Genomic DNA, 13,343 nt, shown 5'->3' with positions numbered 1-13,343 from the left:
AGATATGTATAAGAGACAGGGCCTGGGCGAAGGCGCCCGCGTCCGCGTGCGCACGCAGAACTCCCGCGAGGTGGTGCTGAAGGTCATCGAATCGCGCGAGGACACCGCCATTGCCCGTCTGGGCCGCGGGGAGAACGTGCGCGTGGGCGACACCGCCGTCGTCACCGACGCGTCCGCCACCGCGCGCCTCTTCTTCCCTGAGCCCGGGGTGCCGCGCCTGCGCTACGGCTTCCATGCCCGGCCCTTCCTCGCGCTGGACGCGAGGACGCGCGAGGGGAGGTCCGCTCGCGCGGGCGGCCTGCTGCTGGATGCGTTCATCGCGTGGCGGCCCGGGGACCTGCCCCTGGTGCTGAGCGCGCAGCTGGATCCCGTGGGCTTCGGCCTGGGCACCGGCCTGCGCCACTCGCCGGGCTCCGCGTACGTGGCCGCGGCCTACTCCACCGACTTCCTGGAGGTCGGCATCGGCGCGGGTGCGCTGTTCGGACAGAAGGAGTGCAGCACCCAGTTCGACTACGACCCCAACACCTACGAGCCCATCAATCCCAGGACCGTATGCGACTCCAACGCGGGAGTGTCCTTCCAGCAGGTGCTGCGGCTGGGCGCGCTCGACGGGTTCCACCTCGCGTGGAACTCCGCCATCCTCTCGCGTGACAACCAGTTCCGCTTCGGCTCCGGACGCGGCGAGGTCCAGGTGCCCCTCACGCCCAGCCTCTCGCTCTTCGGCGCGGGCGGCGGCTCGGCGAGCGGATGGAACTTCGGCGAGCTGGGCGTGCGCAGCTTCATCAAGGGCACCGGCGGCTCGGGCACCACCGTGCTCTCCGCCAGCCTGGGCATCGTGTCGCTGTCCGACGGCACCGGAGAGGCCCTCACCGGCCCCTCCATCGCCATCGGCATCGAGCGCCGTCCCTGAGCGTCAGTGGCCGGACGCCATCGACGCGGAGAACTCCTCCGGCACCATGGCTCCGGTGATGGGGAAGTCCTTCGGCGCCCGCTTCCACGCCTTCCCACCCGCCGGGCGGACAGGCCCCCGAGGCAGCTGCCCCAGGCCGATGAGCGTCAGCGACACCAGGCCCAACCCCACGGCCCCCACGGCCAGCTCGTCCATGAGGCCCACCCGACGAAGGCCGCCCACCCCCAGGAGCGGCAGCGCGGCGATGGGCATGGCCACCCACGCCAACCACGTGCGCCAGTTCGCGCGGGCCTGTTGCCTCAGTGCGTCGATTGAAGCCATCGGGGCATCCTTCCGGACAGGGAGGTTGTCCAGGAGGATGGGGATGGACCGGGGTCCAATGAAAGGCCCCCTCGTCGCGCTCGCCTGCCTCCTCACGGGCGGGGCTGGAGTGCCCGTAGCAGTGACGGCGTCCGCGGCCCCCGCGTCAGGCCTTGCGCCGGGTAAAGCCTTCCGCGCGCAGCTTCTTCATCAGCCGGTCCGCGGCGGCCTTCGCCTGCCACTCATGCGCGAAGCGCTTGGAGGACGTGCGCCCCTGAGTCCCCAGTTCGCCCTTGCGGACGTTGAGCACGTTGCGAGCGACCCGCCCCCCTGGAGCCGACCATCCTCGTGTGCATAGAAGAGCACCTCGCCCTTCCCGCCCGCGGGCTTCTTCAGCGCCACCAGGGGCTTCGCGTCCTTGAAGCTCACGTCCACCCAGGCCGCGCGGCGCACGCCCGCATTCAGCCGCTCAGCGCCCGCACGCGCGCCGCGAGGTTCTGCGTGAAGAGCCGGTAGATGTGCAGCGAGGCCGCGTCGTGCGTGGCCAGGAAGTGCTGGAAGCTCTCGCGGGTGATGCGCAGCGCGCGCACCGCCGTCTTCGCGCGCACGTTCGCGGACACGGGGCCGTCCTGCACGAGCGAAATCTCCCCCAGGAACGAGCCCGGCCCCAGCGTGTTGAGGTGCCGCGCGTTGGACTCATTGCCGGAGAAGACGTCCACGGTGCCCTCCAGCAGCACGAGCAGCCCCGTGCCGGGAGAGCCCTTCTCCAGCAGCACCGTGCCCGGCGTGGCCGTCACGGGCCGAGCCAGCCGGTACAGGTCCTTCATGTCCTCCAGCGGCAGCTCGCCGAAGATGGGAATGGCCTTGAGGAAGCGGTAGCCGCTGGCCTCCGGCACGGTCGCGCCCGCGGCCAGCCGCGCGAGGAGCGCCTCCGCCTCCACGTCCAGGCCCATGCGCCGCAACAGCCGCGCCTTCTCCGTCACCAGCACGGGATCCGTGCGCAGGTGATCGGAGCTGCTCAGCGCGTCCGCCAGCACCGCGAGCGCCCGGTGCGTGAAGCCGCCGGCATCCAGCACCTTGCAGGTGCGCAGCACGGCCTCGACGTAGCGGGGGTCCTCCGCGAGCACGCCGCCCAGGGCCTCGGCCTCCGCGTGGGCCTGCCCCAGCTCGTGGTAGAGGTCCGCGGCCTCGAAGGGGCGGCCCAGGCGGACCAGGCAGTGCGCCATGGACTCGCGGGCGCCCAGGCCCCGGTAGACCTCCAGCGCGCGCTCCAGCGCCCCGCCCCGCTCGAAGGCCGCCGCGGCGCGCTCCACCTCGCCCGCGCGCAGGTATGCCTCCGCGGCCGCCACGTGCTGGCCGCCCTGCGCGTACAGGTCCGCCACGGACACGTCGTCGCCGCTGCCGTCCAGGAGCCGGGCCGCGCCCGTGAAGTCACGCGCCCGGCGCAGCACGTCCACCAGCCAGTGGCGCTCCTTCACCGTCCCCTGCGCGGCCTCCTTGCGAAGCCGTTCGCGCTGCGCCGCGCCCAGTTCCTCGTAGAGCTGGGCCGCGCGTTCCGGCTCGCCTTGCGCCGCCAGGGACTGCACCACCTGGAGCGTGCTGCCCCGCAGCGAACCGCCCCGACTGTTGCCCGCCGTATCGCCTGCCATGTCACACGTCCCTTCCCAGGCCCGCCCCGTCGGGGCGGCGCGCCCGGTTCCGCCAGCGCCTGACAAACCAGGAACCCGGGCGTAAAGCCAGTCTCGACCGGCCCCCCCGTGGCCCTGGAGACACCGGGTCCGGTAGGGTCCGGCCATGGTTGTTCCCGTCCTGGCCGGGGTGGCTCCGGACCGTCTCCCTGGGCCCTCGCGCCCGCGCTCCTGGTACCTGGTGGCTCCGTCCGCGGCCCTGCGGCCCGGCCACGCGATGGGCGTTCAGGTGGGTGGCCAGGAGGTGGTGGTGTTCCGCAGCCAGCAGGGCCGGGTCCACGCCCTGTCCGCGCACTGTCCCCACCTGGGGGCCCACCTGAAGCACGGCACCGTCCAGGGAGAGCTGCTGCGCTGTCCGCTGCATCATTGGAGCTTCGACGGAGGAGGCCGCTGCCGGGCCGTACCCGGCCGGAGCGACGTGTCCGCCCTGCCGGGGCCCCGGGCGTGGCCGGTGGAGGAGCGCTTCGGCGGGGTGCTCGTGTTCAACGGCCCCGAGGCGCTGTTTCCCCCACCCGACCTGGAAGGTGGGGAACACGTCTGGAACGTGGGACCTGCGGTGACGGTGGGCTGTCCGTGGCTGCCGCTGGCGGCGAACTCCTTTGACCTGGACCACCTGCGCACGGTGCACCACCGGGAGCTGTGGGACACACCGGCCTGGGAGACCCCGGACCGGTACACCCTGCGGCTGCGCTACACGTCGCGAGTCATCGGCACGGGCGCGAGCGACCGGTTGATGAAGGCGCTGTCGGGCAACCGCATCCGGGTGGAGCTCACGCTGCACGGCGGGACGTTGATCTCGGTGAAGAGCGACCTGGGCCGGGCGCGGGGGCTGCTGCTCGCGAGCCTGACGCCGGTGGCGGAAGGGACGTCGGTGCGGCTCGCCGTCGCGGCCAGGCGGGGTCGGATTCCAGGAGCGGCGGCGCTGGTGCTCGGGGTGTCCAGGTGGCTGTACACGTCGTTCCTGCGCCGGGACCTGTCCGTGCTGGACGGCATGCGCTTCAACATCGCGACGGCGACGGCGGATCCGGTGATGCGCCAGTTGCTCGACTTCGCGGTGGGCCTGCCCGAGGACGGCGACGATGCGCGCCGATGACGCTCCGCCGATTCCCGCCGCGCTCAACGCGGTGCTGCTCGTCGTGGCGATGGGCGCGGGGGCGCTGTGCCTGTGGACGGCGTCCCACGCGGAAGCCCTCTGGGTGCGGCTGGTGGCGGCCGGGATGTTCTCCTACGTGAACAACACGGTGTTCTCGCTGTTGCACGAAGCGACGCACGGGGTGCTGCACCCATCGCGGCGGCTCAACGACGGGCTGGGCCGGCTGGCGGCGACGTTCTTCCCCACGTCGTTCACGTTGCAGCGCGCCTTCCACCTCACGCATCACAGATACAACCGCACGGCGCGCGAGCAGTTCGACTACCTGCACCCGGGCGACCACCGCTTCCTCAAGTATGCGCAGTGGTACGTCATCTTGACCGGCGTCTACTGGCTGTTCGTGCCGCTGGGAGCGCTGGTGTTCGCGCTCGCGCCGGGCCTGCTGCGGAGGCTGCGAGGGCCGGGCACCCGCTACGGAGAGCAGACCGGAGCGGACGCGTACCTGGGGCGGCTGGAGGATGCACCGGGGATGGCCATCCGAGCGGAGGTGTTGGGGATGGTGGCGGTGCAGGCAGGGCTGGCGTACGCGCTGGAGCTGACGCTCGTGGGCTGGGCCCTTTGCTACGCGGCGTTCGCGGTGAACTGGAGCTCGCTCCAGTACGCGGACCACGCATGGTCGCCACTGGACGTGCGCGAAGGCGCATGGGACCTGAAGGTCGCTGCGCCGGTGCGCTGGGTGTTCCTCAACTACCACTACCATCGGGCGCACCATCGGCACCCGCAGGTGCCCTGGCTCTACCTGGGCCGCTACGTGGACGAGAGCGTGCCCCGGCCGTCCTTCCTGGGCATCTGGCTGTCCATGTGGCGCGGACCCCGGCCGTTCCCGGAGCAGCCCAAGTGAGCGCGCCCGATGGGAAGGACGCGAACACGGAGGGCCCCCTCTTCGGCCGGCCCGCGCCGGAGGAACTGAAGCGCACGGGCGCGATGACGCTCGGCTTCGCGCTGTTCTTCCTCGCGGTGTACGGCGGCGCGAGCTGGGTGACGGGCTTCTATTCCGGCGGCCTGCGCGTGGACCTGCCCTTCGAGCAGCACATCCCGTTCATGCCTGGCTGGGCCGCCGTCTACGTCAGCATGGATGTGCTGTCGCTCCTGTCCCTGTTCATCTTCCGGACGTGGAGACAGATGCTCCCCTTCGCGCTGGCGTTGTGCGCGGAGACGGTGCTGGGAGCACTCTGCTTCCTCGTCCTGCCGGTGGAGGTGGCGTGGCCGCCGCGTGCCGTCACCGGAGGCTGGGCATCCATCTTCCAGGCCGCGGACACGATGAACCTGGAGCGCAACTACCTGCCGTCGCTCCACGTCGCCTTCGCCTGCACGGCGGCCCTGGCCTACCGCGAGCGTTCAGGGCCGCTGGCGAGCACCGTCTTCACGCTGTGGGCCCTGGCCATCGCGGCGTCCACGCTGCTCATCCACGAGCACCACCTGGTCGACGTGGTCGCGGGAGCATTGCTCGCCTGGGGCACATGGCGTGTCGTGGCACCCCGGGTCCGGAAGGAAGCATTCCTCGAAGCCGTGCGAGTGGAAGCCCTCTGCGCGAGGGAGATGTACCGCTTCGCGCGCAGGCATCCGCGTTACGGCCTCATCGCGCTCGCGCTGTATCAACAGTCCCTGGGACGCTGGAGCAAGGCGCGAAGAGCGCGAGCGGGGTTCTGCTTCCTCCAGGGGGTGGATGACGTACTGGACGGAGACCGCCCCGTCGAAGGCGAGCCACTGGACGCCATCGACGCGCTCCTGCGAACGCTGGAGACCGGAGCGCCGGGACCCGCGACGGAGTTCCACGACACTGCTGTGTCGCTGGGCCGGGTGTTGCTCGCGGAGCTGACCGACCCTACGGCCCGCGAGCAGGTGCTCGAACTGGTGCGCACGATGCGCCGGGACCGCGAGCGGGTGCGCGATGGGCGCTGGTGGGACGCGGCACCGCTCCAGACCCAACTGGGGAACACCTTCCGGCTGTCCGTGAGCCTGATGCTGCACGTCGCGGATGCACAGGTGCGAGCAGAGGACGCGCCGTCCCTGCTCGCGGCATTGGGTTGGTGCTCCGTGATGCGCGACCTGCGAGAGGACCTGGCGCAGGGTCTCTTCAACGTGCCCGCGGACGTCGCAGCGGAGGTGCGCGCGCAGGGACATGATCCCCAGGACTTCGACTCACTGCTCACGGCGCAAGCCGGACGGTCCTGGGTGCGCGGCGAGTACCACCGAGCCCGCGCGCTGTTGGACCGCTCCGCGAAGGAACTGGCTCAGCTGGAAGGCAGGCAGGGCGTCGCGCTGCTGCGCCTCTTCCACAGGTCGGTGGAAGCCTTCTGGGCCCGGAAGCTGCCGCGTCGCATGCCCTTCCTGCGCGAAGCGCCGGTGCTCGAAATCTCCTGAGTCCTTCACGCACGGTCATCCTCCATGCGCGTGGGGTGAGGTCGCCGAGGATGACGTGGAGCATGCGTTGACGCGAAGCGGACGGAGGCATCTGCTGGACGCATGTCCGACTCCGTCCCTTCCGTTCCCAGCGCCCGTCCGGTGGATGCCTCTGAACGGTTGCCGCTCCTGGACGTGCTGCGCGGCTTCGCGTTGTGGGGCGTCTTCGTGTCGAACAGCTTCGCCTGGTTCAGCGGCCGGGTCCTGATGCCACGAGAGCAGGCCCAGGCACTGGCGGCGCCGCCCTTCGAGGCGGCCGTCGCGGCGCTCTACCACTTCTTCGTGAACCAGAAGTTCGTCACGCTGTTCGCCTTCCTCTTCGGGCTGGGGTTCTCCATCCAGCTGACGCGTGCCGAGTCACGAGGAGCCTCCGTCGTCCCGGTGTATTCACGGCGCCTGCTGGTGTTGCTGGGCATCGGGGTCGTGCATCTCACGGCGCTCTGGGCGGGAGACGTGCTCTCCACCTACGCCCTGCTGGGTTTCGCGTTGCTCCTCTTCCGCAATCGTTCGGACCGGACGCTGCTGGTGTGGGTAGGCCTGTCGGTGGTGGTGGTGCCATTGCTGGTGCCAGCGCTCCTGCACTTCGGTCCCATCCTGCTGCACGGAGCGCAGGCAGCGGCCGACGCCGCGAAGGCCACGGAAGCCATGGAGGCCCAGACACGGGGGCAGTTGCTGTTGGGTCTCAAGAGCGACTCGCTCTGGACGACGCAGGCCGCGAACGCGCACTTCCTCCAGTACATGCTGCCCACGCTGAAGCGGCTGCTGTGGATGATCTTCATCCTGGGCCGGTTCCTGCTCGGGCTGCTCGCGGGCCGGCACCTGTTGCTCCAGGACGTGGAGCGCCACCGCGCCTGGCACCGGAAGATGCTGGGCTGGGGTCTGGTGCTGGGCGTGCTGGGAAATGGCGCGGGAGTGGTGGTGCAGCACCTGCGGCTCGCGGGGGTACTGGACCCATCGAAAGCCCATTGGATGTTCACCTTGTCCGCGATCCAGGAGATGGGCTACCTGAGCCTCGCGGCGGCCTACGTGGCAGCCTTCGCCCTGCTCTTCCAGAAGGAGCGCTGGCGCAGGTGGCTGGGCGTCCTGGCGCCGGTGGGGCGCATGGCGCTCACCAACTACCTGATGCAGACGGTGGTGAGCCTCTGGCTCTACGACGGCTGGGGGTTGGGGCTCATCGGCAAGCTGCCGCCGTCACGCTGCGTGGCGCTGACCCTGCTGGTGTTCGCGCTCCAGATTCCCCTGAGCCGAGCCTGGCTGTCGCGCTTCCGTTTCGGTCCAGCCGAGTGGCTGTGGCGCTCGCTCACCTACGGCCAGCGCCAGCCCATGCGGCTCACGCTCAAGCCGTCGCCGGCCGGCGTCCCCGACGTCCGATGAAGAACCCCGCGCCGAGCGCGGCGACCGCGACCAGGGCGCCAAAGCCCATGGCGGCGTTCTTCACCTTGGTGAGCAGGGGGTTGTCGAACACGTTGGTGGAGTAGTGGAACGCGGCGATGAGCCACCGGTCGCCCTCCTTCACCAAAGTGCAGGTCCACCGCCCATTGACGACGAGGTCCGTGCCGTCATTCAGGATGTAGTGGTCCAGCGACGAGCCATACGCGACGCCCGAGCTGCCATAAAGGCGCGTCAGCGCATCCACGTCGAACTTCGCGGTGACCTTCTTCACGACGCTGTTCGGGCCGCCCAGCATCTCCGCGTAGTACGCGCGGATGGCGTCCTTCCCCACGCGAACGTCGTTGTTCATGGTGGAGAACACGACGTCCGGGTGCAGGTGCGACAGCAGCCGGTCCAGGTCCTGCTTGTTGAGCGCGTCCTCCATGTCCTGCTTGATGGCACGCAACGCCTGATGCGTCGCCTCGTCACCCGAGGCCACCGCCGCCGGAGCCACGGCATCCTGGGCCACCGCCACAACGGGGACCGCGACGAACAGCAACGCCAGGAGACCTACGAGCTGGGTGCGCACCATCGAAGCTCCATGAAGGAAGAGGACGGCGCGCATCCTAAGCAGGTCGCCTGGGGTTCGTTAACAAACCCGTCGATTCAATGGTCCCCGTGAGGACGCGTGCCTCACGAAGCGCGGCGGAGGATCGCGGCGGAGCGCATACGCGGAAGCCAGCATGGGGCCATGGAGGGAGGCCCTACCCGGGCCGTGTCCCTCAAAACCCGTCCGACAGTCGGACAGGTCTCCGCCGCATGGACCCGGGGCCGCACCGGCCCAACAGGGGAGCAACTTCATGCGCGCTCAAACGCCAGCCAACATGGTGCACGGATGGAGGCGCCCGCCCGGGCCCGGTTGCCTCAAAACCTGTCCGACTGTCGGACAGGTTTTTCGCCGCCCGGGCCCAGGGGGCGCGCTCGCCCGGCAAGCGACGCGGAGGGTGGGCCCTGCACGTCCATGTCAGACCCCTGTGATTGGATGGCGATGCTGGGACGAGGAGGGGGAATGGGGATGGGACAGGGAGGACTCGTGGCCTATGTGGAGGCACAAATCGAGCGCGACATCGCGCTGGGACGGCTGCACCCGAGCGGGCAATTCGGCCCCGAAGCGAAGCTGGCGCAGCGCTATGGGGTGTGCCGGGGCACCATCCGCGAGGCACTACGGCGGCTGGCGGCGCGGGGCCTGGTGGTGCAGCACCCCGGACGCAGGACTCGTGCGGTGGCGCTGGATGAGTCGCTGACGCTGGAGAACCTGGGCCTGGCGCTGCATGACGCGCGCAACCCGGACGCCCGGTGGCTCCTGGAGGGCTACTTCAGCCTCAAGCGTCAGGTGCTGGTGGAGCTGCTGGTCGACTGCTGCGCGAGGGCCTCGGACCTCGACCTGGACCGGCTGGGGAGTACGTGCTTCGGGCTTTGGGACGCGGCGCGCTGGGAGCCGGGGGCCACCTGCGCGCAGGTGGAATTCGCGTTGCTGCGGCAGGCGGCCCGGGTGGCGGGCCGTCCCGGGCATGTGCTCCTCGTTCAGTCCCTGCAGCGGGCATTCCTGGAAGGCGCAGCCCAACTGCTGCCGTTCTTGGGCGGAGAGGCGCTGCGCCAGTGGGCCACCTGCGCGAGACAGGCCCTTTCCGAGCGTAACGTGCGGGCGCTTCAGCAGGAGCTGCCGGCGCTGCTGAAGGCTTGCGATGAGCTCGTGCTGAATGCCTTCGCTCCTGCTCCCCAGAAACCTGCGTCCCCAGAGGCCCCATGCGCCCAGGAGGTCCACGTCGGCGCGCCCGTGGCAGCCACTGGCCAGGACGATGCAGTAGAGCCCTCCAGCAGCGAGGAAGGCACCGGCGACCGCCCTACTCCCGCCTCCGCACAAGACGAGACGCGGGAGGCACGCCCCTGCGACGCACCGCTCCGTGTGGAGGAGAGTTCGTTGGGAGGACGTGACGGACGCCCTCCAATCCCTCCTTTGCCCCCGGATAACCCATAGGAGGTATGGCCAAACACAATCCAACGGATTGTAGTCCTGGACGTCGCCAGCCTGTTCTCACCGCTGGCACGGCCCGGGCTCGACGGGTTGCAGGGGGGATACCGTGGACGCGAATCAATTGCTGGAGCTGGTCAAGCGCTATCAGGATTCCAAATCCTTCATCTCCAACGAAGAGACCGCCAAGCTGGCGCTGGTGGTCCCCTTCATCCGGCTGCTTGGCTACGACCCCGGTCTTCCCCGGGAGGTCCGCCTCGAGTACGCGGCGGACTTCGTCCAGGGCGACGGCAAGAAGCTGCCGGACCGCATGGACTTCGCCATCTTCGACCAGACGGGACAGAAGCCCCTCATCGTCATTGAAACCAAGCCCCTGGGCACCGACCTCAAGTCGCGCGCCCAGCAACTGGCCCGCTACCTCTCCCAGCTCCCGGAGCTCCACTTCGGCATCATTACGGATGGGTGCCACTACCTGTTCTTCGGTGACCTGGAGAACCCCAACGTCATGGACCCGGAGCCCTTCTTCACGTTCTCCCTGGAGGACACGAAGTCGGACTGGGCCAAGGTCGCGAAGTTCCTCTCCAAGTTCAGCCGCGAATCCTTCAACGCCACGACGCTCATCACCGACGCGGAGAACAGCCGCTACCGCCAGGGGATGATCGACAAGCTGTCCGCCGCCCTCAAATCGCCCGGCGAGCACGAGGGCTTCCTCAAGTGGCTCACCGAGGACATCTACAAGGGGAAGCGGACGACCGCCGTGATGGAGCGCCTCGCGGAGGTCGCGAAGGAGGCCATCGAGCCCACCCTCCTCCGCGTCATGGGCGATGACTTCCTCGACAAGCTCAAGGAGCGCATCCAGCGTCTGAACGAAGGCACCGAGTCGCCCACCGCCAAGGACGGGGCCAACGTGGTGAAGGCGGACAGCGCGAAGCCTTTCGACACGGAGCCCCGTGCCTCGGGGGACGACAAGACGCGCGTCGCAGTGGAGACCACCGAGGAGGAATTGGCCTTCTTCGGCGTCGTCCGGGACATCTGCACCAAGAATGGCCACGCGGCGGAGGACGTCCTCTACCGGGACACCTCGAACTACTTCAACGTGTCCTTCAAGAGGCCCACGAAGTGGTTCGTGCGGTTCTTCGGCAATGGCAAGCGCAAGTGCATCGCCACCTGGGTCCCTGTCGAGGAGGCGAAGACGCTCGCCGCGGGGTTCGAGGTCGAAGCGTCCCCCGCGGCGTTCGGCGTCAGTCGGGTCTACATCCAGACGATTCCCGAGGTGTGGGCGCTCAAGGCCCTGGTCGCCCGGAGCCTGGAGCTGTCCCTCACCGCCAAGGAGGAGGCCCCCTCGGAGCCCGCGCTCCGGGTGGTCGCCAGCCCGTAGCGGCCCTGCTGCCTCACACCGCTGGCAGCGGCTTCACCGTGAGCCCCTTCGACGCGAGGAACTCCGGGTTGAACACCTTGGAGGCGTAGCGGCTGCCGTGGTCGCACAGGAACGTGACGATGCGCAGGCCCTGGCCCTGGTGCTTGCGCGCCACCTCCCAGGCGGCCCTCACGTTCAGGGCCGCGGAGGTGCCCACCACCAGCGCGTCCTCTCGCGCCAGGTGGTAGAGCATCTCCAGCATGTCCTGGTCCTCCAGGCGCATCGCTTCATCCACGCGCGCCTGCCGGAAGTTCTCCGTCAGCCGCATGATGCCAATGCCTTCCGTGATGGAGCTCCCCGCCGTCTCCATCTTCCCCGTGCGCACCTGGCAGTAGAGCCCCGACCCCGGCGGATCCACCAACACCACGCGCAAGGCCGGGTTCTTCTCCTTCAGGTAGCGGCTCGTCCCGGACAGCGTTCCGCCGCTGCCCACCGACGCCACCAGCACGTCCACCCTGCCCTCCGCCTGCTCCCAGATCTCCGGCCCCGTCGTCTCGTAGTGGAAGTCGCCGTTCGCCGTGTTCTCGAACTGGTTCATCCACGCCCAGCCGTTCGCTTCCGCCAGCACCCGCGCCTGGTGGAAGAAGTGCGAGGGGTTGGAGAACGGCACCGCCGGCACCCGCCGCACCTCCACGCCCATTGCCTCCAGGTACTCGTATTTCTCACGCGCCTGGTTGTCCGGCATCGTCACCACCACGCGGTAGCCGCGCTCGCGCCCCAGGAGTCCCAGGCCAATGCCGGTGTTGCCCGCGGTGCCTTCGACAATCGTGCCACCCGGCTTCAGCAGCCCCGTCCCTTCCGCGCGTTGGATCATCCCCTTGGCGGCCCGGTCCTTGATGCTCCCGCCCGGGTTCATGAACTCCGCCTTGGCGACGATGTCACAGCCCGTCTGACGGCTGAGCGAGCCAATGCGCAACAGCGGCGTGTTCCCCACCGCGTCCCAGAGCGAACCCATTCGTGGCGCCATGTCCGTCCTCCCCCCAACTACAGCTTGCGCATCCGCACGCGGCGGACCTTGTGGTCGTTGCCCTTCACCAGGATGAGCCTCGCCCGTGAGCGCGTGGGCGCGATGTTCTCCGCCAGGTTGGGCCCGTTGATCTCCGCCCACACCGACGCGGCCCGGGCAATGGCCTGCTCGCGCGTCAGTTCGGAGAAGCGCCGGAAGAAGGACCGCTCGTCGCGAAACGCCGTCTCCCACAGTCGCAGGAAGCGCTCCACGTACCAGTGGCGGATGTCCGTCTCGCTCGCGTCCACGTAGATGGAGAAGTCGAAGAAGTCCGACAGGAACGTCTGCGGCAGCCGCCCACCCTCCACCGGCCCCGTCTGCAGGACGTTGAGCCCCTCCAGGATGAGGATGTCCGGCTGCCGGATGGACTGCGCCTCCTCCGGCACGATGTCGTAGACGAGGTGCGAGTACACCGGCGCCGTCACCTCGTCGCGCCCCGCCTTCAGCTCCGCCAGGAAGCGCACCAGCGCGCGCCGGTCATAGCTCTCCGGAAAGCCCTTGCGGTTCATGATGCCCCGCTCGGCGAGCACCCGGTTCGGATAGAGGAACCCGTCCGTCGTCACCAGCGACACCCGGGGATGATCCGGCCAGCGCGCCAGGAGCGCCTGGAGGATGCGCGCCGTCGTGCTCTTGCCCACCGCCACGCTGCCCGCGATGGCGATGATGAACGGCACCTTGCGCACCGAATAGCCCAGGAACGCCTGCTGCGCCGCCCACAGCGACTGCGCCGACGCCACCTGCAGGTGCAAGAGGCGCGACAGCGGCAGGTAGACGTCCTCCACCTCCTGGATGTCCAGCCGGTCCCCCAGGCCTCGCAGCTTCTCCACCTCTTCCGCCGTCAACGTCAGCGGCGTGGAGGCCCGGAGCTCGCGCCACGCGTCGCGGTCCAGGTCGACGTACATCGATGCGGCGCGGGGCTTGGTCACGGACATGCCCCCCAGCTTGAACCAGACCACCCCGGATCCGGCAAGTGAAGGTGACAACAGGTCTTCCCCGTGAGTCTTGACAGCAAGACTTTCCCGCCACCAACGTGCCCGTCCGCATCCCGGTCGCGCCCGACGGACGC

At 69.3% G+C, this 13,343-nt stretch carries 12 protein-coding genes and 1 pseudogene; 7 read left to right on the top strand and 6 right to left on the bottom strand.

Annotated features, from left to right (window positions below):
- Window positions 1–910: hypothetical protein (locus D7V80_RS41895; protein ID WP_158616706.1), on the top strand; the 910-nt coding region annotated here is incomplete at its 5' end.
- Between the two features lie 3 nt (window positions 911–913).
- Here the strand turns inward: D7V80_RS41895 and D7V80_RS27085 are convergent.
- The 3 genes from D7V80_RS27085 to D7V80_RS27080 form a co-directional block, all read right to left on the bottom strand.
- The gene (locus D7V80_RS27085) at window positions 914–1,231 is read right to left on the bottom strand and encodes a hypothetical protein (protein ID WP_120590910.1); all 318 of its coding nucleotides are present in this window, start codon (window positions 1,229–1,231) and stop codon (window positions 914–916) included.
- A 145-nt stretch (window positions 1,232–1,376) separates the two neighbouring features.
- On the bottom strand, window positions 1,377–1,520 hold the full coding sequence (locus D7V80_RS41890; protein WP_158616705.1) for a hypothetical protein: 144 nt from the start codon (window positions 1,518–1,520) through the stop codon (window positions 1,377–1,379).
- A gap of 151 nt (window positions 1,521–1,671) precedes the next feature.
- Window positions 1,672–2,859 carry a cyclic nucleotide-binding domain-containing protein gene (locus D7V80_RS27080; protein WP_120590909.1) on the bottom strand — a complete coding sequence of 396 codons (1,188 nt, stop codon included), beginning with the start codon at window positions 2,857–2,859 and terminating at the stop codon, window positions 1,672–1,674.
- Between the two features lie 145 nt (window positions 2,860–3,004).
- Between D7V80_RS27080 and D7V80_RS27075 the strand changes: the two genes are divergently transcribed.
- The 4 genes from D7V80_RS27075 to D7V80_RS27060 all read left to right on the top strand — a co-directional run bounded on the left by D7V80_RS27075 (window position 3,005) and on the right by D7V80_RS27060 (window position 7,825).
- Window positions 3,005–3,991: a Rieske 2Fe-2S domain-containing protein gene (locus D7V80_RS27075; protein ID WP_120590908.1), complete on the top strand. Its 987-nt coding sequence runs from the start codon at window positions 3,005–3,007 to the stop codon at window positions 3,989–3,991.
- Window positions 3,978–4,889, top strand: a complete 912-nt coding sequence (locus D7V80_RS27070) for a fatty acid desaturase (RefSeq protein WP_120590907.1) — start codon at window positions 3,978–3,980, stop codon at window positions 4,887–4,889. The genes D7V80_RS27075 and D7V80_RS27070 overlap by 14 nt, the downstream gene beginning before the upstream one ends.
- The gene (locus tag D7V80_RS27065; protein ID WP_120590906.1) at window positions 4,886–6,412 is read left to right on the top strand and encodes a phosphatase PAP2 family protein; all 1,527 of its coding nucleotides are present in this window, start codon (window positions 4,886–4,888) and stop codon (window positions 6,410–6,412) included. The genes D7V80_RS27070 and D7V80_RS27065 overlap by 4 nt, the downstream gene beginning before the upstream one ends.
- Window positions 6,413–6,514: 102 nt before the next feature.
- Window positions 6,515–7,825, top strand: coding sequence for a DUF418 domain-containing protein (locus tag D7V80_RS27060; RefSeq protein WP_120590905.1), 1,311 nt, complete (start codon window positions 6,515–6,517; stop codon window positions 7,823–7,825).
- Here the strand turns inward: D7V80_RS27060 and D7V80_RS27055 are convergent.
- Window positions 7,788–8,414, bottom strand: a complete 627-nt coding sequence (locus tag D7V80_RS27055; protein WP_120590904.1) for an SgcJ/EcaC family oxidoreductase — start codon at window positions 8,412–8,414, stop codon at window positions 7,788–7,790. The genes D7V80_RS27060 and D7V80_RS27055 overlap by 38 nt on opposite strands.
- A gap of 477 nt (window positions 8,415–8,891) precedes the next feature.
- On the opposite strand from D7V80_RS27055, the pseudogene D7V80_RS27050 reads away from it, so the two are divergent.
- Window positions 8,892–9,770: pseudogene (locus D7V80_RS27050) on the top strand (FadR/GntR family transcriptional regulator); the annotation flags it as partial.
- Window positions 9,771–9,963: 193 nt separating this feature from the next.
- Entirely contained in the window at window positions 9,964–11,232 is a 1,269-nt protein-coding gene (locus D7V80_RS27045; RefSeq protein ID WP_120590903.1) for a type I restriction enzyme HsdR N-terminal domain-containing protein, read from the top strand.
- Between the two features lie 13 nt (window positions 11,233–11,245).
- On the opposite strand, the gene D7V80_RS27040 is transcribed toward D7V80_RS27045, so the two are convergent.
- Together D7V80_RS27040 and coaA are read right to left on the bottom strand one after the other, a co-directional pair.
- On the bottom strand, window positions 11,246–12,238 hold the full coding sequence (locus D7V80_RS27040; protein WP_120590902.1) for a cysteine synthase A: 993 nt from the start codon (window positions 12,236–12,238) through the stop codon (window positions 11,246–11,248).
- A gap of 17 nt (window positions 12,239–12,255) precedes the next feature.
- Complete coding sequence (gene coaA, locus D7V80_RS27035) at window positions 12,256–13,209, bottom strand: type I pantothenate kinase (RefSeq protein WP_043323044.1); 954 nt, start codon at window positions 13,207–13,209, stop codon at window positions 12,256–12,258.
- Window positions 13,210–13,343 lie beyond the last annotated feature (134 nt).

It is taken from the genome of Corallococcus sp. CA054B (assembly GCF_003611625.1).
GTDB lineage: Bacteria > Myxococcota > Myxococcia > Myxococcales > Myxococcaceae > Corallococcus > Corallococcus coralloides.
Note: the sequence above shows the minus strand (reverse complement) of the source record. Positions and strands in the feature narration are given on the sequence as shown.

Excerpts from the sequence above, each read along its gene's own strand:
- D7V80_RS27075 (WP_120590908.1), top strand. The coding sequence starts at position 3,005 with ATGGTTGTTCCCGTCCTGGCCGGGGTGGCTCCGGACCGTCTCCCTGGG.
- D7V80_RS27080 (WP_120590909.1), bottom strand. The coding sequence starts at position 2,859 with ATGGCAGGCGATACGGCGGGCAACAGTCGGGGCGGTTCGCTGCGGGGC.
- coaA (WP_043323044.1), bottom strand. The coding sequence starts at position 13,209 with ATGTCCGTGACCAAGCCCCGCGCCGCATCGATGTACGTCGACCTGGAC.
- D7V80_RS27040 (WP_120590902.1), bottom strand. The coding sequence starts at position 12,238 with ATGGCGCCACGAATGGGTTCGCTCTGGGACGCGGTGGGGAACACGCCG.
- D7V80_RS27070 (WP_120590907.1), top strand. The coding sequence starts at position 3,978 with ATGCGCGCCGATGACGCTCCGCCGATTCCCGCCGCGCTCAACGCGGTG.
- D7V80_RS27085 (WP_120590910.1), bottom strand. The coding sequence starts at position 1,231 with ATGGCTTCAATCGACGCACTGAGGCAACAGGCCCGCGCGAACTGGCGC.
- D7V80_RS27055 (WP_120590904.1), bottom strand. The coding sequence starts at position 8,414 with ATGGTGCGCACCCAGCTCGTAGGTCTCCTGGCGTTGCTGTTCGTCGCG.
- D7V80_RS27060 (WP_120590905.1), top strand. The coding sequence starts at position 6,515 with ATGTCCGACTCCGTCCCTTCCGTTCCCAGCGCCCGTCCGGTGGATGCC.